Source organism: Pedococcus bigeumensis, from assembly GCF_039531795.1.
GTDB lineage: Bacteria > Actinomycetota > Actinomycetes > Actinomycetales > Dermatophilaceae > Pedococcus > Pedococcus bigeumensis.
Genome location: NZ_BAAAQS010000001.1, coordinates 859863 through 885501, shown reverse-complemented (window position 1 = coordinate 885501; position 25639 = coordinate 859863). Strand labels below are relative to the sequence as shown.

The following is a 25639-nucleotide window of genomic DNA, read 5'->3' as shown; positions in this document are numbered from 1 at the left end:
CCGTGGCCCACCCTGCACCCGAGGGTCCGGACCTCCCAGAGCTCCCGGACCTGCTCGACCAGCTCGCCCGCACCCACGACGCCGAGACCTCGCCCGCCGAGATCGCCGAAGCCGTGGAGTCGATGGTGCTCCACCCCGACTACCCCTGTCTGGGTGCCCGCTCGGTGTTCAACCGGGACCGGGCCACCGTCGTCGTCCTCGAGCGGATGGCGACCGAGGAGGGCACCCGGACCCTCTTGCGGGCCTTGACCGACTTCGGGCGCGACACCGACCGCAGCGCGGGCTTCGCCTCCCTCGTCGCCGTGTTCAGGGCGGCCGAGATCTCGGACGAGCACCAGTTCGAGACGCTCCTGTGGCAGCAGCTGGAGCTCCTGCACGAAGCCGACAGCCGGCCGTGGGACCCCCGGGTGTCGGATGACCCGGACAACCCCCACTTCGCCTTCAGCGTGGGCGGGACGGCGTTCTTCGTCGTCGGCCTCCACCCGGAGTCGTCGCGGATCGCCCGGCGCACCCCGCTGCCCACCCTCGTCTTCAACCTGCACGAACAGTTCGAGGAGCTGCGCGCGTCGGACCGGTTCGAGCGGATGCGTGACACGATCAGGCGCCGTGACATCGAGCTCCAGGGGTCGCTGAACCCGATGGTCGCCGACCACGGACGCAGCTCCGAGGCACGGCAGTACTCCGGACGGTCCGTGGCCGAGGACTGGGAGGCGCCGGCCACCTTCGACGACGAGGAGACTTCCGCATGAGCGCCACGACGACCCTGGCCCCCCAGACCGGCACCGGCTTCCTGCTGCGAGCCGGCGAAATGCTGACGGTGGTCGACCCGCAGGGCGGTCAGGTCAGCGACCTCTTCTGCTTCGCGGCCGACGACCACGACGAGAAGCTATCCAGCGGCAGGACGATCGACTACGCCAACACGATCTTCCTGACCACGGGGCACACGTTGTACAGCAACCGGAGCCGCCCGATGCTGACGGTGGTCGAGGACACCTGTGGTCGGCACGACTTCCTCCTGACCCCGTGCAGCCAGGAAACCTTCGACCTGCTCTACCCCGAGTTCGACGGCGCCTACCACCCGAGCTGCCTGGAGAACCTGTCGACCGGGCTGGCTCCCTTCGGCGTGCGCCCGGACGAGATCGGGACCACCCTCAACATCTTCATGAACGTGTGGCCGGAGCCGGGTGGGGAGCTGCACATCGACCCCCCGACCTCCGTCGCGGGCGACCGCTTCGTGGTGCGTGCCGAGATGGACCTCCACGTCGGGCTGACCGCCTGCTCGGCCGAGAAGTCCAACGGTGGCGTGTGCAAGCCCATCGAGTACGTCGTGACCCGGGCTCCCGACCCGAGGGAGACACCCGCCCCGACGGCGACGCCCACACCGACGGCCGCGGTAGCAGCAGCGCCTGCGCAGGCGGACGCGTGACCGCCACAGCGCCGACGCCGGAAGTGCGCCTGGTGCAAGACGCGTTCCCCGGTGCTGGGCCTTCGGGTGATACTGAGCGCATGGAGACACGCATTCCCCAGGAGGCCACGGAAGCCTTCGCCGCCCTTGCCAAGCTCGTGTACACCGGGTCGGGTTCCGACGAGATCCTGGCAGCGATCTGCCAGACGGCGGTGGACGTCATCCCCGGCGCCGACCACGCGTGCATCTCCACCCTCGACGACCACGAGCAGCTGCGGACCCGTGCCGCCTCCGACGACGTCGCCAGCCAGATGGACCGCCTCGAGTCCGAGGCCCACGAAGGACCGTGCGTGGACGCCATCGTGGAGGACTCCGTCCAGCACGACGCCGACATCAGCGACGGGACCAAGTGGCCGCGGCTGGCCCAGCTGACCATCGAGCGCACCCCGGTCCGCGGGATGATCGGTTACCAGCTGATGGACGGACTCGGCAACCGGTCCGCCTTCAACGTCTTCTCCGACACCGCCGGCGCCCTGACCAAGGAGTCGGTCGACGTCGGTGCCGTGCTGGCAGCCTTCACCTCCGTGTCGCTGGCCGCCTCCGAGCGGCAGACGACCGCGGAGAACCTCCGTAAGGGACTCGAGAGCAACCGCGAGATCGGCAAGGCGATCGGTCTGCTGATGGCCGCCCACCAGGTGAGCGACGAGGAGGCCTTCGAGATCCTGCGGAGCGCCTCGAGCCGCACCAACACCAAGCTGGCGGCGCTGGCCGAGAAGATCAACGAGAGCCACCGCGCCACCCTCCCCTGACCCCCAAGGCCCCTGCCTTCCCCGTCGGGGAACGGCATGGGGTCGCCACTGTCGGTGCCACGGGTTACCGTGGGCCAAGAAGTCCAGAGCCGGTCAAACCACGCGCCAGCTGCCCTTAGTCGGGTCGCCACGGCGTGCTCGACGCCCCTCTCCGAAGGTCAGCCTTGAGCATCGTCGTCGCCTCCGTCCCGTCTGGTCACGTCTACGTCCGGCACCTGTCGCCGCCCGCCCCGGCCACCACACCCGTGGTGCGGCTGCCCGATCCGCCGGCCGACAGCTCTCCCGACTCCCCGTGGTGGCCCCCACGCATGCTCACCAGCGCCTGGGTCGACCAGCACGCGACCGACTTCGACGTGATGCACGTCCACTTCGGCTTCGACGCGCTGTCGCCGGACGACCTGCGCGACGTCGTCGCGGCCCTGCACCGGCACGACAAGCCGCTCGTGCTCACCGTGCACGACCTGCGCAACCCGCACCACGAGGAGGCCGAGCTCCACGACGAGCAGCTCGGCGTGCTCGTGGCCGCGGCTGACGCGCTGATCACGCTGACCCCCGGGGCCGCGGCGACGATCCGCACCCGGTGGCGTCGCGAGGCGACGGTCCTGCCCCACCCGCAGGTCGTCCCCGACGAGTGGGTGCAGCGGCCCCGTGGACCGCGCGAGGAGTTCGTCATCGGGCTGCACGCGAAGAGCCTGCGCGCCAACATGGACCCGCTCCCCCTCGTCGACGCGCTGATCCAGGCCCTCCCGCGGATGCCGGGTGCCCGCCTCCGCGTGGACGCCCACACCGATGTCATGACTGCGGGGTTCCCGCGCCACGAGCCGGCGTTCGCGGCTCGGCTCACCTCGCTCGGGGAGCGTGGCGCCGTGGAGCTCCGGGTGCACGACTACTTCAGCGACGACGAGCTGTGGGGCTACCTGCAGGGCCTCGACGTCTCCGTGCTCCCCTACCAGTTCGGCACCCACTCGGGCTGGCTGGAGGCGGGCCACGACCTGGGCACCTGGGTCGCCGCCCCCGACTGCGGCTTCTACGCCGAGCAGCGTCCCTGCCTGACGTATGCCGCGAACGGACCGGAGCGCACGTCCTCGCTCGTCACGGCCGTGCGCACCGCCTACGCCAACTGGCAGGCGGGTGGGACCGCACCGCGCGCGTCCCTGACCACCCGGCACACCGAACGTCGCCGCCTCTCCCTGGCGCACGAACAGGTCTACGCCGCCGCACTCGAGCGGAGGCTCGCATGCACGTCGTGATCCTCGCCGCCGCGCGGCACCCCTTGCGCCAGCCCTTCGCCGGGGGGCTCGAGTCGCTGACCTGGGCCCTGGTGCGGGGGCTTCGCCAGCGAGGTGTCGACGTGACGGTGTTCGCCGGACCGGGGAGCGACCCGTCCCTCGACGCCCGCGAGCTCACGGTGAGCCCGCTGGAGCTCAGCGCGGTCGCCCGAGCCGACGTGTCCATGCCACCCGAGCCGTGGCTGCGTGAGCACCACGCCTACCTCCAGGTCATGCTCGAGCTGCGAGACCGCACCGACGTCGACGTGATCCACAACAACAGCCTCCACTTCCTGCCCCTCGCGCTGGCCCAGTCGTGCGCGGCGCCCATGCTCACGACCCTGCACACGCCGCCCACCCCGTGGCTGGAGCCCACCATCGGCCTGATGGACCAGGACCGCAGCCGGTTCGTCGCCGTCAGCCACCACACCGCCCGACAGTGGTCGCACGTGACGTCCGCTGCCGTCGTGCACAACGGTGTCGACACCAGCGTGTGGACTCCGGGACCCGGCGGCGACGACCTCGTGTGGGTCGGCCGGGTGGTGCCGGAGAAGGCGCCGCACGAGGCGATCCGCATCGCGCTCGCGAGCGGCCGGCGGATCCGACTCGCCGGACCGGTGGGCGATGCCGACTACTTCCGCTCCGCCGTCGAGCCACTGCTCGGACCGACGGTCGGCTACCTGGGGCACCTTGACGTGCCTGCCCTGCGCGACCTCGTCGGCTCCAGCGCGGCCCTCGTCGTGACGCCGGAGTGGGACGAGCCGTACGGGCTGGTCGCCGCCGAGTCCCTCGCGTGCGGGACGCCGGTCGTGGGCTACCGCCGAGGTGGGCTGCCCGAGTTCGTCGCGCCGCACTGCGGGGTGCTCGTCGAGCCGGGTGACGCCCACGCAGCGGCGGCCGAGGTCGACGGGGTCTGCGCCCTGGACCGGCGTCGCTGCCGAGAGCACGCCGAGACCGACTGCTCGCTCGACGCCATGGTCGACGCCTACCTCACCCACTACGAGCGGCTCACCTCGACGATGGGCCGGGCCGCGTGATCGGCTACTACGCCCACCACCAGGGCTCGGGCCACCTCACCCGGTTGCAGAGCATCGCGGGTGCGTTGGACGAGCCGGTCTGGGGCCTCAGCTCCGCGCCGGCTCCTGAGGGGTGGGGGTCGGGCTGGACCCAGCTCGCCCGGGACGACGACCCGGACCCCGAGCACCTGGTCCGCTCCGGCGACCCGACCGCGCACGGAGCCCTCCACTGGGTGCCCCGGGGACACTCCGGCCTGGCCCGACGGGCCGCCGAGATCACCGCCTGGGTCGTCGAGCAGCAGCCACGCCTGGTGGTGGTCGACGTCTCGGTCGAGGTCGCGCTGCTCGTGCGGCTCGCCGGCGTGCCGACCGTCGTCGTGGCCATGCCCGGGGACCGGCGCGACCGCGCCCACCGCCTCGCCTACGACACCGCCGACGCGCTGCTCGCGCCGTGGCCCAGGGGGACGCACGACACCGCCTGGCCGCGCGAGTGGACTGCGAAGGCCTGGTTCGTCGGAGGCATCTCGAGGTTCGACCACCTGACGCCGGGGCAGCCCGCCCCCTCCCCCCGGTCGCAGGGAGGGTCGGTGCTGGTGCTCTGGGGCGCCGGTGGCCGGAACACCTCCGCCGCCGAGCTCGAGGCAGCCAAGGCGGCGACGCCGTCCTGGACCTGGGTCGAACGCTCACCCGGCGTCCCGTCCGACATCCCCCTCTGGGACGAGCTCCAGCGCGCCGACGTCGTCGTCACCCACGCCGGTCAGAACGCCGTGGCCGAGGTCGCGGCCGCCCGGCGCCCTGCCGTCGTCGTCGCCCAGCCACGCCCCTTCGACGAGCAGGTGGCCACGGCCCGGCAGCTCGAGGCCCACGAGGTCGCAGTGGGCTGCGAGAGCTGGCCCGCTGCCGACGCCTGGCCGGGCTTGCTCAGGCACGCGGTCGAGCGCGGCGGAGCGGGCTGGGCACGGTGGTCCACCGGTCAGGGCGCCTCCGTCGCCGCTGCCCACCTGGGCACCGCGGGCCTTCCCGTCGGGGCGTCCGCATGAGCAGCCCGCGCACGGCCGTCGTCACCATCGCGCACGGCCGCCACGAGCACCTGCGCGGCCAGGGCTGGGGTCTGCTGCAGCAGACCCGACGGCCCGACGACTACGTCGTGGTCGCCATGGGCGACGCCGCCATCGCGACGGTGGCGCGCGAGCTCCACCCTGACGCCCGCCTGGTGGAGCTGCCCGCCGACCTCGCCGACCTCCCCCTGGCCGAGGCCCGCAACGCAGGTGCCGAGGCGGCCGTCGCTGCCGGCGCGGAGGCGCTGGTCTTCCTCGACGTGGACTGCATCCCGGCGCCGACGATGGTGGAGCGGTATGCCGCCGTGCTGGCTTCGCGCGCCGGCTCGACCCCCGTGGTGGCGTGTGGCGAGGTGCGCTACCTGCCCCCGGTCGCCCACCCTGCCGAGTACCGCGCTCCGGGTCTGGCAGGACGGGCCGAGCCACACCCCGCACGGCCCGCACCGCAGCCCGACACCGTCCTGGCCGACGCCGACGTCAGGTTGTTCTGGTCGCTGTCCTTCGCCCTAAGGACCCATGACTGGGAGGCCCTGGGCGGGTTCGACGAGGCCTACTCCGGCTACGGGGCCGAGGACACCGACTTCGGACAGCGGCTCGCCGCCGCCGACGGTGAGCTGCTCTGGGTCGGCGGTGCCGCGGCATACCACCAGCACCACACCAGTGCGGTGCCCCCGGTCCAGCACCTGCACTCGATCGTTCGCAACGCCAACGTGTTCCACGACCGGTGGGGCTGGTTCCCGATGGAGGGCTGGCTCGCCGAGTTCGAGGCGCGGCACCTCGCCGAGCTGGACCCGACCACAGGTCGTTGGCGGGTCAGGGCCTGACGCCCTTCCCCATCGGCCCGACCAGCCCGTCACTGCGCCCGCGACGACAGCTGCGCCATCACGCGCGGGATCCAGGGCAGCACGTCCCGGGCCAGGAACCCCAAGGGCGCCTCGTGCTCGCTGACCGTCCGGCCTGCCGTGAGGTGCAGCACCACGGCCCAGGCCGCCGCACCCTCCGGCGGCACGCCACGGGCGAGGAGCCCTGCCACGATGCCGGCCTTCACGTCGCCCGACCCTGCGGCCCCGAGACCGGGCACCCCCGGGTGGCGCCACACGACGTCCGACCTCGGGACGGCGATGTAAGTGGTCTCGCCACCCGCGACGACGGTGGCCCCGGACCGGTTCGCGAGCTCGACACAAGACTGCGCTGGATCGTCGGCGACCTCCGCCTCGTCCCGGCCGAGCGTCTCGGCCAGCTCGGAGTCGTTCGGAGTCAGGACCACGCGCCCGTCGAGGTGGGCCACGCCGTCGGGGCGCTCGGTGAGGTAGGCCATGGCCAACGCGTCCAGGACCACAGGGCAGTCCAGTCGCGGCACCAGCTCGTCGAGGAGTTCACTGGCCGACTCGGGTGACATCAGCCCCGGCCCCAGCAGGAGCGCGTCGCAGCCGTCGGCGAGCTCGAGGACCTGCTCGGCCGCCTTCGCGACGATCTCCCCGTCAGTGGTCTCGTGCAGGTCGGTCACCAGCGCCTCGGGCAGGGCGACGCTCACGGCGACGGCTACGCTCTCCACCGTTGCCACCTGAGGCTTTCCCGCCCCGGCCCGCATCGCCGCCTCCGCAGCCAGGAGGACCGCTCCCGGAGTGCGCCGGCTGCCGCCGACCACCACCACTCGCCCCCGCCCCTCCTTGCCGCCAGCAGGGCCCGGGAGCGGCCAGGCACCGAGCTGTTCGGCGTCCAGGTCGCGGATGGTGAGACTCATGACGCGCGCCCCCGTCCTGCGTGCTCCGGCTCGTGCGTTGCCGCCGCGCCCCGCGACTCCACCACTGCGGACGACGCGTACTCGACGAGCTCGGGGACGCCCGCGGGTCCGCGTCGGTACGTGGTGGTGGAGGCGTTGGGGACGTCGACCGTGCGGTCGAGCTCGAGGACTGCGGCCTCGTCCATCCCCTCCAACACGTAGCGGAAGCACGTGATCACCGCCTGGTGGGTGAAGATCCACAGCCGGTCGGTGGCCGGCCGGGTGCCCACGTCGCGCAGGAACGACCGCACTCGGAGGGCGACGTCGCACCAGCTCTCACCGCCGGGCGGACGGTAGTAGAACTTCCCGAGGTGATCGCGCCGCCGCGCCTCGTCCCCGAACTCCGCGCGGATCCCGGCGCCGGTGAGTCCGTCGAACAGCCCGAGGTCGCGTTCACGCAAGCGTTCGTCACGCCGCACCGGCGCAGCGAACCCCGCTGTGGTGAGCGCGAGCTCCGCCGTGTCCGCGCTGCGGCGGTACGGCGAGCTGACCACCGCAGTCGGTCTGGCGGTCGCGTCCAGGTCGCGCAGGTGCCGGCCCAGGGCCTGCGCCTGTTCGCGTCCGGTGTCCGAGAGTGCGACGTCGGCATCGCGGTCGAGCAGGTCGAGACGGGCGGCCCCGGCTTCCCGCGCAGCACGGTCCGCCAGGTTGCCCATGCTCTCGCCATGACGAACCAGCACGAGGCTGGCCGGTCCGAGTCGCTGCATGTCGAGCACGTGGCTCTCCCTCCTCGCAAGCGCCGTCCCTCGGGCGCCCGCGCTGTCCAGTGGCTGTGCCTGCCTGCTACCCCGTCGCCCCCGGGGCAAACGAGCTCCAGGTTGCGGCACCGACCTCGACGGCCCCACGGATGTCCGTTTCCCTGACCGCCGCGGGGGTAGGGGCACCGTGAGGCGCGCCACCCGGCTCCAACAGCGCGGGTCGGGTGGTGCGTCGCCTCGCGCGCCCCGCCGGTTGCGGACGTTTGGATCGCCCTGGTTGGGGGAACGATGATGTGAGCACCACTGGATCCGCCGGGTGCGACGCGACCTGAGGAGACGGTCATGACCACCCCCACCGCTTCCACGGACCACCAGGACTCCCGCTGGCCGGACGAGCTGGCCACCTACCTGGGCCCCGGATGCTTCCCCGCCTCTCACGACCACCTGGCCGCCACGCTGATCCAGCGACGCGCTCCGAGCCACCTCCTCTGGCACCTGTCGCTGGCCCCCCGGACCCGCGAGTTCCAGTCGCTGGAGGAGCTCGTCGAGCAGCTCGGGCAGCTCCCCCAGAACGCGCCGGCGCGGAGCCTCGAGCCCCCGACCTGAGCTGATGGCTCGACGGGAGAGTGGAACAGCTCCGCCGGGTCGGCAGCCGCGCGGGGATCTCCGCGTGGGCACGTCCGGCTGGCGGTATCCCTCGTGGCGGGGCGACTTCTACCCGGCCGGGCTGCGGCAGCGGGACGAGCTCGCCTACCTGGCCCGCGAGCTCAACGGCGTCGAGCTCAACGGCTCCTTCTACTCACTGCAGCGACCCAGCAGCTACACCTCCTGGGCCGAGCAGGTGCCGGACGACTTCGTCTTCGCCGTCAAGGGTGGGCGGTTCATCACCCACATGCGCCGGCTTGCCGAGGCGCAGCCGGCCCTGGCGAACTTCTTCGCTTCCGGTGTGCTCGCCCTCGGGGCCAAGCTGGGCCCGGTGCTGTGGCAGCTGCCGGCCAGCCTGCCCTTCGACGAGCAGCTGCTCGGCGACTTCTTCGCGCTGCTCCCTCGCACCACAGAGGCCGCCGGCGAGCTGGCCACCCTGCACGATGCCAAGCTGACCGAGGAGCGCAGCCTCACGACCCCCCTCGTCAGCGCACCAATCCGCCACGCCCTGGAGCCTCGGCACGACAGCTTCAACTCTCTTGAGGCGCGAGATCTGTTGCAGCGCAATGACATTGCCATGGTGATCTCGGACAGCGCCGGCACCTGGCCGACCTTCGACGTCGTCACCGCGGACCTGGTCTACGTGCGCCTGCACGGTGACACCGAGCTCTACCGCAGCGGCTACTCCCCCGCCGCCCTTGACCACTGGGCAGCCCGGGCGCGTGGCTGGGCCGACGAAGGGCTGGACGTGCACGTCTACTTCGACAACGACGCCCGCGGGCACGCCCCCCACGACGCCCGGGCCTTGCTCGGCCTCCTGCGCCAGGGTCAGGAGCACCCCCGATAAATCGGGCGTTTCGACGTTTATGCAGGTCAGGAGGGGGCAACTCTGCATCACCGGCGGTCGTCAGACCGCCCGTCCAGCACTCGTTGACAGAACAGGAATGGACATGAGCGACATCTACGGAACGACCAGCACCCCTCAGGACCCCACTCGCGAGCTCGGCACGGTGGATGCTCCGCCGGTCGCCGGCACCGACAGCCACGGCACCGACAGCCACGGCACCGACAGCCCGGTCGGCGACGACTCCACCAGCACCTCGAGCAGCGGTACCTCGAGCACGGCATACCCGAGCTCCAGCGACACCGGCTCCAGCGACACGAGCTCCAGCGACACCAAGCAGGTCGCCAAGGACGAGGCGATGGCCACCGGCCAGCAGGCCAAGGACGGCGCCAAGCACGTCGCCGAGGTCGGCAAGGACGAGGTCAGGAACGTGGCCCACGAGACCACCCAGCAGGCCAAGGAGCTGTGGCAGCAGACCCGCTCGCAGCTGCTCGACCAGAGCGCCCAGCAGCAGACGCGGGTGGCCGAGGGCCTGCGGTCCCTGAGCCAGGAGCTCTCCGGCATGGCTCGCAACAGCGAGCAGCAGGGCGTCGCGAGCGACCTCGCCCAGCAGGCCTCCCAGCGCATGGGTGACGTCGCAGGCTGGCTCGACCAGCGCGACCCCGGCTCCCTGGTCTCGGAGGTCAAGCAGTTCGCCCGCCAGCGTCCCGGCACCTTCCTCGCCGCAGCAGCCGTCATCGGGCTGGTCGGTGGCCGTCTGAGCCGCGGGCTCGTGGCCGACCACCAGGACCAGGCGGACGCGACTGACCAGCACGTCGCGAGCGCAGCGGCCTACAGCGGCACCCACACCGGCACCCACACCGGCACCTCCAACGGCACCCACACCGGCACCAGCACCGGCACCCACACCGGCACCAGCACCGGCACCGCCACCTCCAACGGTGCGCCGTCCGGTGCCTACACCGGTGCCCACAGCGACGCCGCCCCGGCCACCGTCGCCGACCCGGAAGCGTTCCCGGCATGACCCAGGAACCACGGCTCGACGAGTCACCGCCGCGGTCGCTGGGCAATGTGGGCGAGATCTTCGCCGACATCAGCCGCGACCTGTCGACGCTGATCCGCCAGGAGACCGAGCTCGCGAAGGCCGAGCTACGTGACTCGGCCACGAAGGCCGGCAAGGGCGCAGGCATGTTCGGCGGCGCGGCGATGGCCGGCCACTTCGTGCTGCTCTTCCTCTCGGTCACCCTCTGGTGGGGGCTCGGCAACCAGATCGGTCGCGCCTGGTCGGCACTCGTGGTTGCGGTCGTGTGGGCCGTCATCGCAGCCGTCCTGGCGAGCGTCGGCCGACGAGAGATGAAGCAGGTCAAGGGAATTCCACAGACGACAGAGACCGCCCGGGAGATCCCGGACGCGCTCAGAGGGAACGAGGACCAGCGATGACGAACAACCCGGATGAGATCCGCCGCGAGATCGAGGACACGCGAGGCCGACTGAGCAGCGACGTCAACGCGCTCACCGAGACCGTCAGCCCGTCCAACGTGGCCAAGCGACAGGCCGACAAGGTGGCCGGCGTCGCGACGTCGGTCAAGGACCACGTCATGGGCACCGCCGACGACCTGCGCAGCAGCGGGTCCGACGCGGCTTCCTCCGTGGGTCATGCCCCCAGCGCGGCCGCCACCAAGGCGCGCAGCAAGACGCGTGGCAACCCGCTCGCCGCCGGCCTGATCGCCCTCGGTGCGGGCTGGCTCGTCGGCTCGATGCTTCCCGCCAGCGAGAAGGAGAAGCAGGCCGCGAGCACGCTGAAGGACAAGGCGCAGCCCCTGGTCGACGAGGCCAAGAGCGTGGCGCAGGACACGGCCCAGGAGCTCAAGGAGCCCGCCAAGCAGGCGGCCCAGAGCATCAAGGAGACCGCGACCGACGCCAAGGACACCGTCGTGCAGGAGGGCCAGAACACCGCCGAGGACGTGAAGGCCCAGGCACAGGACTCCGCCGACACGGTGCGCTCCACGCAGTAGCTCCGCTCGGAGGAGCAAGGACCGGTGCGGTGAGCGGTGGGTGCAGGTCCCCCGCTCACCGCACCTTCCGCTGCCCGGCGTCATCCGGTCAGCGGACTGCGTGAGGGGACGTTTGGGATGCCGCTCGAGGGGCAGGGCCATAGAGAGAGCGACGTCCCCCGGCGCATCGCCGAGGCACCACGACGAAGGGATCGCCACCATGAAGGCACTGACCTGGCAGGGCAAGCGCGACGTGCGGGTCGAGGAGGTGCCCGACCCCCGGATCGAGCTCCCCACCGACGCCATCATCAAGGTCACCTCGACTGCCATCTGCGGGTCGGACCTCCACCTGTACGAGGTCCTCGGGCCGTACCTGACCCCGGGAGACGTCCTGGGCCACGAGCCGATGGGCATCGTCGAGGAGGTCGGCTCCGAGGTCACCCACATCAAGCCCGGCGACCGCGTCGTCATCCCGTTCAACATCTCCTGCGGCCACTGCTGGATGTGCACGCGCGGCTTCTTCGCCCAGTGCGAGACCACCCAGGTCCGCGAGCAGGGCAAGGGCGCGAGCCTGTTCGGCTACACCAGCCTGTATGGCGCCGTGCCCGGCGGCCAGGCCGAGTACCTCCGGGTGCCCCAGGCCCACTTCGGTCCGATCCCGGTGCCGACCGACCACTCGGACCAGCGGTTCCTCTACCTGTCCGACATCCTGCCCACCGCCTGGCAGGCCGTGCAGTACGCGGACGTCCCGCCGGGTGGGACCCTCGCCGTCCTCGGGCTGGGGCCGGTGGGCCAGCTCGCGGCCCGGATCGGCCGGCAGCTCGGCGTCGAGCGCGTCATCGGGGTCGACCTGGTGCCCGAACGCCTCGCCCTGGCCGCGGCACACGGCATCGAGACGCTCGACCTGCGTGCGGTCGACGACGTGGTCGCGACCCTCATCGACCTGACCGGCGGGCGTGGCCCGGACAGCGTGGTCGAGGCCGTGGGCATGGAGGCGCACGGCTCCCCCGCTGCCAAGACCGCCCAGGCCGCGGTCGGCTTGCTGCCGGACGCCCTGGCCAGGCCGTTGATCGACAGGATGGCGATCGACCGCCTCGACGCCCTGCACACCGCCCTCAAGGCGGTACGCCGCGCCGGCACCGTGTCCGTCAGCGGTGTCTACGGCGGCGAGGTCGACCCGATGCCGATGATGGAGATGTTCGACCGGGGCATCACCATGCGGATGGGCCAGTGCCACGTGAAGCGCTGGATCGACGACATCCTGCCGCTGGTGCTCGACCCCTCCGACCCGCTCGGCACCGAAGACCTGGCCACCCACCTGCTGCCCCTCGCCGAGGCCCCGCACGGCTACGAGATCTTCCAGGCCAAGGACGACGCGTGCGTGAAGGTGATCCTCCAGCCGTGACGTCCTTCACCGGGAAGACCGTGCTCGTCACCGGCGCCTCCAGCGGGATCGGCCGGGCGACGGCCCTGCGCCTGGCAGGCATGGGGGCCGACCTCGTCCTCGTGTCGCGCTCCCGGGAGGTCCTCGACGAGGTGCGGCGGGAGTGCGAGGGCCTCGGCGCCGTTGCGCTGGTCGCCGTGGCCGACGTCGGCGATGCCGAGTCGGTGGAGGCCGCCTTCCGCGCGGCGGCCACCCGCTTCGGTCGGCTGCACGGCGTGGTCCACTCGGCCGCTGCGCTGTCCTACGGCCGGTTCCAGGACGTCCCCCGGGAGGTCTTCGACGCCTCGATCGCGACGACGCTGACCGGCACCGCGAACGTCGCGCGCAGCGCCCTGGCGGCGTTCCGGGAGTCCGGCGGGGGCAGCCTGGTCGTCCTCGGGTCGCTGCTGGGGAAGATCAGCACGCCGTACATGAGCTCGTACGTCACCGCCAAGTGGGGCGTCCACGGACTGGTGCGCACACTCCAGATCGAGGCCCGCTCCACTCCCGGCACCCACGTGAGCCTGGTCTGGCCGGGTGGGGTCGACACACCCGTCTACCTCCAGGCCGGCACCTACCTGCGCCGCCACGGACGGCCCCCGCCGCCGGTCGACTCCCCGGAGAAGGTCGCCCGGGTGGTCGTGCGGGCGCTGGGTCGCCCGCGTCGCGAGAGCCCGGTCGGCGTGGCCAACCACCTCACCGTCACCGGCTTCCGCGTCGTCCCCGGCGTCTTCGACCGCATCGTCACCCCCCTGATGAAGGCCGGAGGCCTGTCGCGCGGCGAGGTGGACAACTCACCGGGCAACGTCCTGGGACCACAGCACGACGGCGAGGCGCTGCACGGACGCTGGGGTCGACACTGGATGCGACCTGCCGCCCTCGTGGGCGTCGCTGCCGCCGCGGTAGCGGCCAACCACTCACTACGGAAGAGGACCTGACATGGACCAGCTCGGCAAAGGCGTCGTCACCGTCACCCGTGAGCTCGACGCGCCCGCCCAGGCGGTGTGGGACGTGCTGTCCGACGGCTGGTTCTACGCCACCTGGGTCGTGGGTGCCTCTCGGGTGCGCGGCGTCGACGAGGGTTGGCCCGCCGAGGGCACCCGGATCCACCACTCGTTCGGGGTCTGGCCGGCCGTGACCAGCGACACCACCCACGTGTTGCGCAGCATCGAGCCGACCGAGCTGACCCTCAAGGCCAAGGGCTGGCCGGCCGGCGAGGCCGAGGTCGTCATCACGATCACCCCCCGGGGCGCCGACTCCTGCACCGTCGCCATGGCGGAGGACGCCGTCACCGGTCCCGGCACCCTCATGCCGCAGCCCTTGCGGCAGCTGGCCATCGGGCCGCGCAACGTCGAGGCGCTGCGTCGGCTCGCCTACCTGGTCGAGGGCCGCCACCGCCAGGGCCGCACCCCCTGAGCCACCACCTCCGGGTAGCGCCCTCGCGAGTCAGGCCTTGAGGAGTCGGTCCCAGGCGGTGCGGGCGAGCGCCCTGCGGACCCCGCCGGTGAGGCGGCCGTTCGCGCCGAGGGCCGCGCGGGCGGCGTTCCAGCCGCAGGCGCCGTGGACGCCACCCCCGGGATGCGCCGAGGCGCCGGCCAGGTAGAGCCCCGGCACCGGGGTCTCGGGGCGCCCCAGACCCGGCGTGGGTCGGAACACCAGCTGCTGGTGGAGGCCGGCCGTGCCGGCGTTGATCGCTCCGCCGACCAGGTTGGGGTCCTCCGACTCGAGGTCGCCCGGCGCCTGGACGTGCCGAGCGACCTGGCTGTCGCGGAAGCCCGGGGCGACGCGTTCCACTGCCGCCTCGATCCGCTCGACGTGCTCAGCGAGCCGCTCGCCCGACCAGTCGGCACCCTGCGGCACGTGGGTGTAGGCCCAGGCGGACTCGGTGCCGGCCGGCGAGCGCGTCGGGTCGGAGGTGGTCATCTGCCCGAACAGCAGGAACGGCCGCTCCGGCGTGCGCCCCACCGACAGGTCGGCCGCGAAGTCCACGAAGCCGTCCTGGTCGACGCCGAGGTGCACCGTGCCTGCCCCGCGCGCGGCGTCGGCGGTCCACGGCACGGGCCGGTCGAGCGCCCAGTTCACCTTGATCGTGCTGTGGTCCCACTGGAACCGGTCGAGGTCGCGCTCGAAGCGGGCCGGCAGTGGGTGGTCGGCCAGCAGGTCGCGATACAGCGTCGTGGCGGGCACGTCCGCCAGGACGCCCCGGGTGGCTCGCAGCAGGGTGCCGTCGGCCAGCCGCACGCCGGTGGCCCGGCTCCCGCCGGTCGTCACGGCCGTGACCGGGCTCCCCGTCAGCACCCGCACGCCCAGGCTCTCGGCCCGACGCCGCAGTGCCAGCGCCAGCTCACCCGCGCCCCCCTCCGGCACCGGGAAGCCGACGTCCTGCCCGAGCATGCACAACAGCCAGCCGAACATCCCGCTGCCCGCCGCATCGGGCGGGACGTCGCTGTGCATGGCGTTGCCGGTGAGCAGCAGCCCGGCGCCGGGGCCCGCGAACCGCTCCTGCGCCAGTCGACGCACCGGCGTCACGGCGAGCCGCGCGAAGTCGAGGGTGTCGGCCGCACCCAGCCGCCGCACCATCCGGGTCGCGGACGCCACCGGCGGGAACGGCGTGAACAACGCGTCGAGCAGCGGGTCGCGGATGCGGTCCCAGCCGCGTACCAGCTCCAGCCAGGCGTCGCCGTCACCCGGCGACCCGGCGTCCAGCCCGGCCGCGGTGTCCTCCGCCCGCGAACAGAGCAGCGCCGCGCTGCCGTCGTCGAGCGCGTGGGCGAGCACCTGCGGAGCGCGACGCCAGACCAGGCCGTGCTCCTCGAGGTGGAGGTCGCGGATGATCGGGCTCGCCGCGGCGAGCGGGTAGAACGCACTGAACAGGTCGGAGACGTAGCCGGGCGCGGTCACCTCGGCGCTGCGGACGGCGCCGCCGACCTCGTCGTTGCCCTCGACCAGCACGACGTCCCACCCTGCGTCGGCCAGCGCGTTGGCCGCGACCAGCCCGTTGGGGCCGGCACCGATGACGACGGCGTCCACTGTGCTCACGGGATTCAGTCCTTCGCTGCAGGTCAGGGCGTGTCCGACCACTCTGTCACTGACCGTCGGCGGGCGCCGTCCGACCCCCTCGCCCGGTCAGGTCAGGTTGCCGATGGCGCTCAGGACGCCGACCACGAGGAGCACCTGGGCGAGGTGGTAGGTCACCATCACCGCGAGCGCCCCGAACCGCCGCCCCCGCACGAACCGGTCCATCGCGAGGATCGCGTCGCTCACCATGAAGACGGACGCGCCCGCGGCCACGAGCAGGTCCCCCGTCGCCCAGGCCGCGACCACCATCACCCCGATGACCCCCATGTATGCCGTGACGGCACCTCCCAGCGCGGGGCCGCCTTCGCGCCAGGCGGCGGGGACGACGCGCCTCCCCACGACACCGGCGAGGCCGGCGACGAGGGCCAGACCGACGAGCCCGAGGTCCGCGCGCGGCATACCGAGGTGGGCGAAGACGACCACGAACGCGACGTGCGCCAGCAGGAAGCTGGCCAGGCCGACCACGAACCTGGCCTGGGCGTCCGACAGGAGGGCGACGTCACCGACCAGGCTGAGGCCCAGCGCTGCGAGCAGCCACCAGCCGGCCGCGGAGTCGGCCGCTCCCCCCAGCCACGCGGTGCCGACCAGCAGGACCAGGACGAGCGGCTTGGAGACCCACTCGCGGCGCCGGCCCCGGACCGCGACGGACCACCAGTTCAACGGGGCGACCAGCGCGACGAGGGCCAGGCTGATGAGGGCGGCGTCGGACACCCGCCCAGCGTGGCAGACGCTCAGTGGTGTCGGCGGTCAGTCGGGGTCAGTGGTGGTAGGCGTGCATCACGGCGTGCCCTCGACCACGGGCGATCAGCCAGCGGTTGACCGGCACCGTCACGACGAAGGCGATGACCAGCGACGCGGCCAGGGTGGCCCAGAACAGGCCGCTGGCGAGACCGGCCTCCATCGCGCCGGGGATGGTCACCACGAAGGCGTTGTCGACGACCTCCATCACCGAGATCGACACGGTGTCGGACGCGAACGCGACGCCGAGGGCGGCGGCCAGGGGCAGCCCGGCCCGCAGGACGGGGCGCATCGTCAGGGAGTAGCCGAAGACGAAGGCGAGCGCCACCGACAGCACCACGGTGGCCAGGTTGCCCCAGCCCAGCGCCGTGCCGACGACCATGCCGAGCACCTCGCCGATGGCACATCCGGTCAGGCAGTGGAGGGTGGCGCTGATGGCTTGGCGCCACAGGGAGTCCGTCATCTCATGGCTGTGCTGATGTTCGCTCATGTCCGAACCAACTATACCCCTAAGGGGTATATTCCCACGATGGCCGGACCGCGGGACCACCGCGTCGGGTCGAACCTCGGCACAGGCGACCCTGTCGGCCCGGCCCCCTAGGCTCGCGGCCATGAGCGCACCTGTCTCCACCCCCGAGGACCTGCGCAGGGTGGTCGACGCGATCATGGTCGGCTTCGCGCAGGTGCCCGACGACGGCTGGGCCCGTCCGGCCCACGGACTCGCGTGGGACTGCCGCGACACCGCGGCCCACCTCGTCGACGACTTCGCCTCCTACGCGATGAACCTGTCGAGCCGTGAGGTCCACCTCGACGGCTACATCCCGTTCGTCGACCCGCCGCAGTGGCAGCCCACCACCCCGCCGAACCTGCTGTGGCCCGACCCCGCCAGGGGCACCGCAGCCATCGTCCGCTGCGTCGACGCGACTGGGGGCCTGCTCGTCGCCGTGACCGCCACCGCTCCCCCGGGCCACCTCGGCTACCACCCGGCGGGCAGCTCCGACGCCGCAGGCTTCGCGGCGATGGGCATCGTCGAGGGCGCGGCCCATGCCTGGGACGTGCTGACCGCCCACGGCCTCGACTTCAGCATCGACGACGACATCTGCGTGCGGGTGCTCAACCGGCTCTTCCCCGGCTCCACCCGCACCGGCGACGGCTGGCACGACTTCCTCACCGCCACGCACCGCACCGAGGCCAACCGCGCCCCGCACTGGAGGTGGGACTCCACCGTCCGCGACACCTACGGCGACTGAGTGCCCGGCCTCGAGTGCAGCCGGCCCACGACGGCCAGGAGTCGCTCGGTCTCGTCGCCGGTCAGCCCGACCCGGAGCTCGCCGAGGAGTGACTCGAGCTCACCGTCAGCCAGCTCGCGGTGCTCGGTGGGCTCGCCGGGTCGCCGCACCGTCACCGTCTCGTGGGTGACCGCCACGTGCCGGTCGGGCAGGTGACGGGTCAGCATCAGGCCGTGGCGGAAGTGCGAGGTCGGGTAGGTGCTCGTGAAGTGGTGGCCGGCCCGCACGTCGACCTGCTGCACGGGCAGCTCGTCGGTGGTGTGCATCAGCTCCCACGCGTCGTCCCGCCGGCGCTGCAGCTCCCACGTGGCACCGCTCGGGCCCCGGTCGACGCGGACCATGCGGTAGGCCCACCCGCCGTGGTCCTCCCGCGCGCCGTCCTCCAGCCGGATCGGGTGCATCAGGCTCAGCCCGAACCCGGGGTCGGACAACCACCGGGTGCCGTCGAGTCGCACCGCCACCACGCAGTGCGTCCGCGCCGATGCCGTCACGTCACCGACCCGGGCGAGCAGGCGCACCACGTCGTAGCCCAGGGCCTCGAGCACGGCCGCGAAGAGGGTGGCGTGCTCGAAGCAGTAGCCGCCACGGCCGCGACCCACGAACTTGGCCTGGACGTCGGCCAGCTCGACACCCGGGTGCTGCTCGAGCAGGACGTCGATGTTGTCGAACGTGAAGGTGCGCACGTGCGCCTCGTGCAGCCGCTGGAGGCCGGCCAGGTCGGGCTGGTCCACCTGCGCGCCCACCCTGTCGAGGTAGGCCCCGACGTCGACCCCGGGGGCCACCGAGCCTCCCGCGGTCACCGAGCCTCCCGCGGTCACCGAGCCTCCCGCGGTCACGGGGTGGCCTCGAGACCGAGGGCTACGTCGAACACGTGCGCCATCGCGGCATACCCGGCGTCGTTGGGGTGGAACCTGTCGGCGGCGAGCTTGCCCCGCCAGCTGCGCGGGCCGTGGGCCCGCATGTCGGCGATGACCAGGCGCCCGTCGCGTGCGCGCCTGCGCAGGACGGCCTCGACCCGGCGCGCCTCGCGGTGCGGGTTGGGCAGGTTCGCCACGACGACGCCGTCGGGCAGGCCGTCGAGCAGCTCGGTGAAGCGCTCGGTGAGCCCCGCGCGCAGCCTGGGCGAGACGACGTCGTTCGACCCGATCACCACCGTGACCAGGTCGGGCACATGACCCAGGGCGACCAGGTCGCCCAGCGCGGGCAGCTGGTGGTCGAGGGCATCCTGCACCCGCGCCCCGGTCACCGAGAGGTTGACCATCCGGTGCGCTCGCCCCGAGGCCGCCAGGTGCGTGCCGAGCTGGCCCACCCAGCCGCACTCCGGCGCCGACGCCCCGATCCCCTGCGTCATCGAGTCGCCGAGCGCCACCCACAGCGGCCCGTCGGCCGTCAGGGCGGCGTCGTTGGCGCGGCGCCATGCGGCGGCATACGGCCCGGTCTGCCCACGCACCGCGCCGACGCCGGGCAGCACCGTCGACAGCGCCGTCATGAACGCCCCCGGTGACCTGGCGCTGGTGTTGTCGTAGTCGAACCCCACGCTCATCGCAGCATCGTCGCACGACGGCCGGTGACGACTGCAGTCGATGGGAGGATGGCGCCCATGGACTGGTCCTGGTGGTCGATCGCGGCGAGCCTCGCCGGCGGGCTGCTCCTCCTGTGGGGCGCCCTGCTGGTCGCTCTGTGGGTGGGCCGGCCCGACGAGCTCGGGCTGCGCGACGCGTTGCGCCTCCTGCCCGACGTGGTCCGCCTGCTGCGCCGGCTGGCCACCGACGCCGCCCTGCCCCGGGGCGTCCGGCTGCGGCTGTGGCTCCTGCTGGGCTACCTGGCGATGCCGTTCGACCTGGTGCCCGACGTCATCCCGGTGATCGGGTACGCCGACGACGTCGTCATCGTGGCGTTCGCGCTGCGTTCGGTGGTCCGCCACTCGGGGATGGGCGCCCTCGAACGGCACTGGCCCGGCACCCCGGACGGCCTGGCGGCGGTCTGCCGCGTCGCGGGTCTGGCCCGGCCCCAGCCGCAGGGCTGACCGGCCACTCCTCGCCCGCGACGGCCGATTTCCGCCGTGACCTGCACCTTTTCGTCATCAGACGGGTTCAACCACGCATTCGAGGCGTAGCCTCGGGTGAGGACGTCTGGCACGCCGGTTGACCGCAGTATCGCGGTGGACCTTCTCCGAAGGGGGGCTGCTACGTCACATGTGAGAGCCGATGACGGCACCGCCCCGACCGGGACGCGTGAGGCTGCCACAGGCTCCGGGGCGGGTCGCTACCGCACCCACGACGGCTACCGCCACGAGGCGTTCTTCTGGGAGGGCGACGACCAGTTCCTCACGGGGACCGTTCCCTTCATCAGGGAGGGCCTGGCAGCCGGGCAACCGGTGATGGTGGCGGTCACACCGACCCGCATCGACCTGTTGCGCGAGGCGTTGGACGGCGAGGCCGGCGAGGTCAGGTTCGTCGACATGGAGCGGCTCGGGGCGAACCCGGCGCGGATCATCCCGGCGTGGCGGCAGTTCACCGACCAGCACCCGGGACGACCCGTCCGCGGCATCGGCGAGCCCATCTGGCACGGCCGCCGGCTGGCCGAGCTCGCCGAGTGCCAGATGCACGAGGCGCTGCTGAACCTGGCCGTCGGCACGGAGACCCCGTTGTGGCTGATGTGTCCCTACGACACCGCGACGCTGCCGGAGGAGGTGGTCGCGGAGGCCCACCGGTCCCACCCGGTCGTGGTCGACGTCGAGACCCACCGGGGCAGCACCACCTACGGCGGGGTGCACCACCTGCGGAAGATGTTCAAGGCCGAGCTGCCGCGCACCCAGGTGCAGGTGGTGGTCTCGCACCGGTCGTTCGGGGCCGACGACTACGCGCAGGTCCGCGCCGACGTCCGGGCGCACGCGTCATCCGCGGGGCTGGACACCGAACGCACCGACGACCTCGTCCTGGGGGTCCACGAGGTGGCGGTGAACAGCGTGCGGCACGGCCGTGGAGCCAGCGAGCTGCGCATCTGGGAGGAGCACCACGCGCTGGTCTGCGAGGTGCGTGGAGTCGGTCGCATCGTCAACCCCATGGAGGGTCGCCTGCCCCCCGGGTCGTCGGACGAGCTCGACCACGGACTGTGGATGGCCCACCAGCTCTGCGACCTCGTGCAGGTCCGCTCCAGCAAGACCGGCACCACGGTGCGGATCCACAGCTGGCTCTAGCGGTCCGCACCCACGACAGACCACCCGGATGGGCTATGGCGTGCCACCACCGGCCGCCGCAGGATCGTTGGTGTGGACGGACGACCGTTCGCGCAAGCCGTGTAGAGACCCGGTACAGCCCACCGGAGGCGTCGGCACGGAACATCGGACGTGGAGCGGGGACGCGTCGCCGGGGGCCTGCGGTCCCCACTGCCCAAGCTGAAGAGCACCGCGAGATGGTTCCTACCGAGCGGACCGAGACGATGGTCCCCCCCGATCCCGAAGAGCCGCTCCTCGACGAGGTCCTCGCTGACGAGATCGCCCTGCTCGGCGACGTGATGGCTGCCGTGGCGGCCGCGGATCGGGCGCTGACCGACGCGGAGGTCGATGCTGCCCTGGGGCTCGCGTCGCCCGAGCCCCGGGAAACTGGCTCACCCCAGCAGGACTGAGCGACGGTATGCCGTGACGCTGCCAGCTCATGCAGGTGGGCCTTCCAGCCCGCCTGCTCAGGGCAGGGCGACGTAGGGGGCGAGGAAGGCGCGCGCCCCGGGGGTGTCGACCCGGTAGGCCACGTTCGTGGCATAGCAGGGGGCGTCACCGGTGATGGTGGTGGCGGCCAGCACCAGCCGACCACCGAGCTGGACGAAGTTCGGGCCGCCGGAGTCGCCGTAGCAGGCTCCGCCCAGGCCACGGGACTGGTTCATCGCCAGGCGGACCCAGGTCTTGTTGAGCGCGTTGAAGTCCTCCACGGCCTTCATCCGCACGCCACCGCCGGGGTGGGTGTGGCCGCCCGGCCCGCGGGCCGCCTCCTCGGTGCCGTACCCGACGGCCCACCAGTCGGCGGCGTCGAGGGCCCGGCCACCCAGCTGGTCGAGCTGGCCCGCAGTGGGCAGGTTCGCGGGCGTGAAGTCCCAGACGTCCTGGGGCGTCACGGCTCGGTCGGCGAAGTCGATGACGCCGATGTCGTGGGAGTCGGCGGAGTTGCCGGGGTAGGCCGGGTCCTGGTGGGTGTCGCCCTCGACGACCCAGCCGTTGGCCAGGAACAGTGCGGCCTGGACAGCAGCCGGCTGTGTGGCGTGTGCGTCGATCAGGCTCTGGAAGTCCTGCTCGAGCGAGACGAAGAACCGCGTGCCAGCGGGCCAGTCGTCGGTGCAGTGCGCCGCCGTCAGGTAGGTGTCGTCGTCGACCATGATGCCGGTGCAGACCCAGTCGAACCGGTCGGGCACGCCGTCGCCGGTGTTGTCCCACAGCGCGACGAAGGCACCCACCTCGGTGCGCTCCGGCGCCGGGGAGGCGTTGTAGCTGTTGATCGCGCCGGCCGGCAGGGCCAGGGCGACCGAGGTGGCCGCTGCTGCGACCAGTGCGGTGACGACGGTGGTGATCGGACGGCGCATGGCTCATTCCCCTCTGAGGCGGTCCCGGACCAGGTGGCGACCCGGTCAAGGTACGCCCTGACCTGCGACGACGGAACCCCCATTGGCGTCTCGCGAGGGCGTCCCGGGTGGTGTCCCGCACGGCCCTGTGCGGCGCAGGGGAATGCTGCCCTACGCTGCAAGCACCGCGCCGAAGGTCACGATGGGAGCTGGCATGCCGGGCCCCCTGCTCAGCACCAAGTTCTACGTTCCCCACGCCCGCGCCGCCACCGTCGACCGCGCCAGGGTCACCGCCCTGCTCGACGCAGGTGCCCAGACGAAGCTCACCCTGGTGTCAGCGCAGGCGGGATTCGGCAAGACCACGGCCATCGCCACCTGGGTGCACGGGGGACCCGGAGCCGACCGCGTCGCCTGGGTGTCCCTGGAGTCCAGCGACGCCCAGCCCGAGGTGTTCTGGACCTACGTCGTCACGGCCCTGGCGCCGCTGGTGCCTGACCTCGCTGACAGTGTGCTGCCCTTGCTGAACGGGTCCGGACCGCCGATGTCAGCCGTGCTGACCGAGGTCGTCAACAGGCTCGCCGACAGCCCCGAACCGGTCGTCCTCATCCTCGACGACTACCACCTGGTCGACGGCGCCCCCATCGCCGAAGGCATGACGTTCCTGCTCACCAACCTGCCGCACCACGTCCACGTCATGCTCAGCACGCGGGCCGACCCCGACCTGCCCCTGAGCCGGCTCCGAGCCCGCGGGGAGGTCGTCGAGGTGCGCGCCGCTGACCTGCGGTTCACCGCACCCGAGACCGCCAGCTACCTGTACCAGGCAGGTCTGGACCTCGATGCCCCCCACCTTCGGGTCCTCGAGGACCGGACCGAGGGATGGGCCGCCGCGCTCCAGCTTGCCGCGCTCTCGATGCGCGGCCTGGACGACGTCGGCCGGTTCGTCGCCGACTTCGCTGGCGACGACCGGTTCATCGTCGACTACCTCGTGGAAGAGGTGCTGAGCCGCCAACCGCCGGCCATCCGCGACTTCCTGCTCCGGACGTCCGTCCTCGACCAGCTCAGCGGACCGCTGTGCGACGCGGTCACCGGACAGTCCGGCGGCACCGACACGCTGGTGGACCTGGAACGGCAGAACCTGTTCGTCATCCCACTCGACGCCCGACGACGCTGGTACCGCTACCACCACCTGTTCGCGGACGTGCTGCGCGCTCACCTGGCCGCAGACACCGCAGGCCCGACGGCGGCCGAGCTGCACGACCGCGCAAGCAACTGGTTCGAGGACGACGGTCAGCTCACCCCCGCCGTCCGCCACGCCGTGGCAGCCGGAGACCACGAGAAGGCGGCCGCCCTCATGGAGCAGGCCATTCCCGACCTCTTGCGCCAGCGGCAGGAAGCAACCGTGGTCGGCTGGGTCGACGTCGTGCCCGACGACGTCGTGCGGGCTCGTCCCGTCCTGGCGATGGGGCTCATCTCAGCGCTCATGTCACGCAACGAGTTCCCCAGTGTCCCCGCACGCCTGGACGCTCTCGAGTCCGTCCTGGCTTCTGCGGGCGGCGCCGTGGCCGACGTCGTGGCACACGACCCGTCGGAGCTGCCGCGCCTGGCTGGCCGTGCGGAGCTCTACCGGGCCGCCCTGGCGCTCCTCGCTGGCGACCTCCCAGGAACCCACCAGCACGTCGAACAGGCGAGAGCGTTGGCAGACGCCGACGACCACCCGACCCTGGCAGGCACCTGGGGCGTGGCCGGTCTGGCGCACTGGACGGTGGGCGACCTCGACGCCGCACACGAGTGCTACACCAGCTGCGTCCAGGAGCTGGGACTGGTCGGCTACGTCCCTGACGTCCTGGGCTGCTCATCCACCCTGGCGGACCTGAGAGTCACGCAAGGTCGCCTGCATGAGGCACAGACAACGCTGGAACGGGCGTTGGACCTGACCGTCGACCAGGCCGAAGTGCAGCGCGGCACGGCCGACCTCCACACGGGGCTGGCCGAGGTCCTGCTCGAGCGCGGCGACCTCGACGGGGCAGAGAGTGAGCTGCGCAGCGCGCAGGACGTCGGTGAACGGGCCGGCCTGCCCCGGCACCCCTACCGGCTGCGCGTGGCGATGGCGCTGTTGCGGCAGGAGCGTGGCGACCTCGCCGAGGCGACTGCCCTGCTCGAGGAGGCGCGAAGGGTCTACGTGGCTGACTTCGCGCCCGACGTGAGGCCGGTGCACGCCACCGCTGCGCGTGTCCTCCTGGCCGCGGGCCAGCTCGAGGCAGCCCGCGTCTGGGCCGGCGAGCACCAGCTCTCGCCCACGGACGAGCTGAGCTACCTGCGTGAGTACGAACACGTCACCCTGGCCATGCTCCTGGTGGCTCAGGCCCGCGCACGCCACCCGCGTGAGGGCAGTGCGGACGCCTCCGAGCTGCTGCGTCGCCTGCACGAATCGGCACGCGGCGGCGGTCGTCTCGGCACGCTCGTCGAGGTCATTGTCCTGCAGGCCCTCGCGGCGGACGCCGCCGGCCGCGCCGCTGCCGCTGCCGCACATATCGAGCAAGCGGTCACGATCGCCGAGCCCGAGGGCCACGTCCGACCCTTTGCCCAGCACGGCGACGCGCTCCTGCCACTCCTGGCCACGCTGCCTGTCGGGCAACGCGACACCGCCTTCGTGCGTGACCTGCAGGAGGCCTGCGCCGGCGACGAACCGCACGGGGCCCAGGGGCCGGTGCCCAGCCTGCGTCAGGACCTGGTCGACCCGCTCAGCCCTCGCGAGCTGGACGTGCTGCGGCTGCTGGCGACTGACCTCACCGGACCCGAGCTCGCGCGACACCTCGTGGTGTCGCTGAACACGCTGCGGACCCACACGCGGAACGTGTACTCGAAGCTCGGCGTGAGCGGACGACGAGCAGCGGTCAGCCGGGCCCGCGAGCTCGGGCTCCTCGGCAACAGCCCGCGCTGACCAGGCCGAAGGGCAGTGCGCGACCGACCCAGGCCTCGCCAAGGGCTCGCTCGGCGCTCGCTCAGGACTCGATCGGCGCTCGCTCAGGACTTGCGCAGG

The 25639-nt window shown here is 72.3% G+C and carries 28 protein-coding genes; 20 read left to right on the top strand and 8 right to left on the bottom strand.

From position 1 onward, the window contains the following. The first annotated feature begins 2 nt into the window (after positions 1-2). The 7 genes from gntA (at position 3) to ABD262_RS04275 (ending at position 6380) form a co-directional block, all read left to right on the top strand. Positions 3-749, top strand: a complete 747-nt coding sequence (gntA, locus tag ABD262_RS04305) for a guanitoxin biosynthesis heme-dependent pre-guanitoxin N-hydroxylase GntA (RefSeq protein ID WP_344131675.1) — start codon at positions 3-5, stop codon at positions 747-749. Next, complete coding sequence (locus ABD262_RS04300; RefSeq protein WP_344131672.1) at positions 746-1426, top strand: DUF1989 domain-containing protein; 681 nt, start codon at positions 746-748, stop codon at positions 1424-1426. Before gntA ends, ABD262_RS04300 begins: the two co-directional genes overlap by 4 nt. Before the next feature lie 80 nt (positions 1427-1506). Continuing rightward, the gene (locus tag ABD262_RS04295) at positions 1507-2214 is read left to right on the top strand and encodes a GAF and ANTAR domain-containing protein (protein WP_344131669.1); all 708 of its coding nucleotides are present in this window, start codon (positions 1507-1509) and stop codon (positions 2212-2214) included. Positions 2215-2378: 164 nt separating this feature from the next. Beyond that, positions 2379-3464, top strand: coding sequence for a glycosyltransferase family protein (locus ABD262_RS04290; protein ID WP_344131667.1), 1086 nt, complete (start codon positions 2379-2381; stop codon positions 3462-3464). Continuing rightward, a complete protein-coding gene (locus ABD262_RS04285) occupies positions 3452-4519 on the top strand; it encodes a glycosyltransferase family 4 protein (protein WP_344131665.1) in 1068 nt (355 codons plus the stop codon). The genes ABD262_RS04290 and ABD262_RS04285 overlap by 13 nt, the downstream gene beginning before the upstream one ends. Continuing rightward, the gene (locus tag ABD262_RS04280; protein ID WP_344131662.1) at positions 4516-5538 is read left to right on the top strand and encodes a glycosyltransferase; all 1023 of its coding nucleotides are present in this window, start codon (positions 4516-4518) and stop codon (positions 5536-5538) included. The genes ABD262_RS04285 and ABD262_RS04280 overlap by 4 nt, the downstream gene beginning before the upstream one ends. Continuing rightward, a complete protein-coding gene (locus tag ABD262_RS04275; protein ID WP_344131659.1) occupies positions 5535-6380 on the top strand; it encodes a glycosyltransferase family 2 protein in 846 nt (281 codons plus the stop codon). Before ABD262_RS04280 ends, ABD262_RS04275 begins: the two co-directional genes overlap by 4 nt. Before the next feature lie 29 nt (positions 6381-6409). Here the strand turns inward: ABD262_RS04275 and ABD262_RS04270 are convergent, their stop codons facing one another. Both ABD262_RS04270 and ABD262_RS04265 read right to left on the bottom strand, forming a co-directional pair. Continuing rightward, positions 6410-7300, bottom strand: a complete 891-nt coding sequence (locus ABD262_RS04270; RefSeq protein WP_344131656.1) for an NAD(P)H-hydrate dehydratase — start codon at positions 7298-7300, stop codon at positions 6410-6412. Next, positions 7297-8046 (bottom strand): histidine phosphatase family protein, encoded by a 750-nt coding sequence (locus tag ABD262_RS04265; RefSeq protein ID WP_344134516.1) that lies wholly within the window; start codon positions 8044-8046, stop codon positions 7297-7299. The genes ABD262_RS04270 and ABD262_RS04265 overlap by 4 nt, the downstream gene beginning before the upstream one ends. A 333-nt stretch (positions 8047-8379) precedes the next feature. Here ABD262_RS04265 and ABD262_RS04260 point away from each other — a divergent pair, with 333 nt between their 5' ends. From ABD262_RS04260 to ABD262_RS04225, 8 genes are all read left to right on the top strand, one after another. After that, positions 8380-8643 (top strand): DUF2795 domain-containing protein, encoded by a 264-nt coding sequence (locus tag ABD262_RS04260; protein WP_344131653.1) that lies wholly within the window; start codon positions 8380-8382, stop codon positions 8641-8643. Positions 8644-8707: 64 nt separating this feature from the next. Beyond that, complete coding sequence (locus tag ABD262_RS04255; RefSeq protein ID WP_425564794.1) at positions 8708-9529, top strand: DUF72 domain-containing protein; 822 nt, start codon at positions 8708-8710, stop codon at positions 9527-9529. Between the two features lie 103 nt (positions 9530-9632). Continuing rightward, positions 9633-10550 carry a hypothetical protein gene (locus ABD262_RS04250; protein WP_344131647.1) on the top strand — a complete coding sequence of 306 codons (918 nt, stop codon included), beginning with the start codon at positions 9633-9635 and terminating at the stop codon, positions 10548-10550. Beyond that, positions 10547-10966 carry a phage holin family protein gene (locus ABD262_RS04245; protein WP_344131645.1) on the top strand — a complete coding sequence of 140 codons (420 nt, stop codon included), beginning with the start codon at positions 10547-10549 and terminating at the stop codon, positions 10964-10966. The genes ABD262_RS04250 and ABD262_RS04245 overlap by 4 nt, the downstream gene beginning before the upstream one ends. Continuing rightward, complete coding sequence (locus ABD262_RS04240; protein ID WP_344131642.1) at positions 10963-11541, top strand: DUF3618 domain-containing protein; 579 nt, start codon at positions 10963-10965, stop codon at positions 11539-11541. Before ABD262_RS04245 ends, ABD262_RS04240 begins: the two co-directional genes overlap by 4 nt. A gap of 199 nt (positions 11542-11740) precedes the next feature. Then, positions 11741-12925 carry a zinc-dependent alcohol dehydrogenase gene (locus ABD262_RS04235; RefSeq protein WP_344131639.1) on the top strand — a complete coding sequence of 395 codons (1185 nt, stop codon included), beginning with the start codon at positions 11741-11743 and terminating at the stop codon, positions 12923-12925. Further along, positions 12922-13881, top strand: coding sequence for an SDR family NAD(P)-dependent oxidoreductase (locus ABD262_RS04230; protein WP_344131636.1), 960 nt, complete (start codon positions 12922-12924; stop codon positions 13879-13881). Before ABD262_RS04235 ends, ABD262_RS04230 begins: the two co-directional genes overlap by 4 nt. A gap of 1 nt (position 13882) precedes the next feature. Further along, a complete protein-coding gene (locus ABD262_RS04225) occupies positions 13883-14359 on the top strand; it encodes an SRPBCC family protein (RefSeq protein WP_344131633.1) in 477 nt (158 codons plus the stop codon). A gap of 30 nt (positions 14360-14389) precedes the next feature. Here ABD262_RS04225 and ABD262_RS04220 read toward each other — a convergent pair whose 3' ends face one another. The 3 genes from ABD262_RS04220 to ABD262_RS04210 form a co-directional block, all read right to left on the bottom strand. After that, positions 14390-15982 carry a phytoene desaturase family protein gene (locus ABD262_RS04220; protein ID WP_344131630.1) on the bottom strand — a complete coding sequence of 531 codons (1593 nt, stop codon included), beginning with the start codon at positions 15980-15982 and terminating at the stop codon, positions 14390-14392. 87 nt (positions 15983-16069) lie between these two features. Continuing rightward, a complete protein-coding gene (locus tag ABD262_RS04215; RefSeq protein WP_344131627.1) occupies positions 16070-16732 on the bottom strand; it encodes a lysoplasmalogenase in 663 nt (220 codons plus the stop codon). A gap of 46 nt (positions 16733-16778) precedes the next feature. Then, positions 16779-17249, bottom strand: a complete 471-nt coding sequence (locus ABD262_RS04210) for a DUF4396 domain-containing protein (protein ID WP_344131624.1) — start codon at positions 17247-17249, stop codon at positions 16779-16781. Between the two features lie 121 nt (positions 17250-17370). On the opposite strand from ABD262_RS04210, the gene ABD262_RS04205 reads away from it, so the two are divergent. Continuing rightward, on the top strand, positions 17371-18009 hold the full coding sequence (locus ABD262_RS04205) for a hypothetical protein (RefSeq protein WP_344131621.1): 639 nt from the start codon (positions 17371-17373) through the stop codon (positions 18007-18009). Here ABD262_RS04205 and ABD262_RS04200 read toward each other — a convergent pair. Then, a complete protein-coding gene (locus ABD262_RS04200) occupies positions 17997-18884 on the bottom strand; it encodes an arylamine N-acetyltransferase family protein (RefSeq protein WP_344131618.1) in 888 nt (295 codons plus the stop codon). The genes ABD262_RS04205 and ABD262_RS04200 overlap by 13 nt on opposite strands. Then, positions 18881-19591: an SGNH/GDSL hydrolase family protein gene (locus tag ABD262_RS04195; RefSeq protein ID WP_344131615.1), complete on the bottom strand. Its 711-nt coding sequence runs from the start codon at positions 19589-19591 to the stop codon at positions 18881-18883. The genes ABD262_RS04200 and ABD262_RS04195 overlap by 4 nt, the downstream gene beginning before the upstream one ends. A gap of 57 nt (positions 19592-19648) precedes the next feature. On the opposite strand from ABD262_RS04195, the gene ABD262_RS04190 reads away from it, so the two are divergent. The 3 genes from ABD262_RS04190 to ABD262_RS04180 all read left to right on the top strand — a co-directional run bounded on the left by ABD262_RS04190 (position 19649) and on the right by ABD262_RS04180 (position 21675). Then, positions 19649-20074 (top strand): YkvA family protein, encoded by a 426-nt coding sequence (locus ABD262_RS04190; RefSeq protein WP_344131612.1) that lies wholly within the window; start codon positions 19649-19651, stop codon positions 20072-20074. Positions 20075-20245: 171 nt separating this feature from the next. Then, the gene (locus ABD262_RS04185; protein ID WP_344131609.1) at positions 20246-21247 is read left to right on the top strand and encodes an anti-sigma factor RsbA family regulatory protein; all 1002 of its coding nucleotides are present in this window, start codon (positions 20246-20248) and stop codon (positions 21245-21247) included. Between the two features lie 215 nt (positions 21248-21462). Then, a complete protein-coding gene (locus ABD262_RS04180) occupies positions 21463-21675 on the top strand; it encodes a hypothetical protein (protein ID WP_344131605.1) in 213 nt (70 codons plus the stop codon). 57 nt (positions 21676-21732) lie between these two features. Here ABD262_RS04180 and ABD262_RS04175 read toward each other — a convergent pair whose 3' ends face one another. Next, on the bottom strand, positions 21733-22620 hold the full coding sequence (locus ABD262_RS04175) for a trypsin-like serine protease (protein WP_344131602.1): 888 nt from the start codon (positions 22618-22620) through the stop codon (positions 21733-21735). 193 nt (positions 22621-22813) lie between these two features. Between ABD262_RS04175 and ABD262_RS04170 the strand changes: the two genes are divergently transcribed. Beyond that, positions 22814-25540 (top strand): winged helix-turn-helix domain-containing protein, encoded by a 2727-nt coding sequence (locus tag ABD262_RS04170; RefSeq protein WP_344131599.1) that lies wholly within the window; start codon positions 22814-22816, stop codon positions 25538-25540. The last annotated feature ends 99 nt before the right edge of the window (positions 25541-25639 follow it).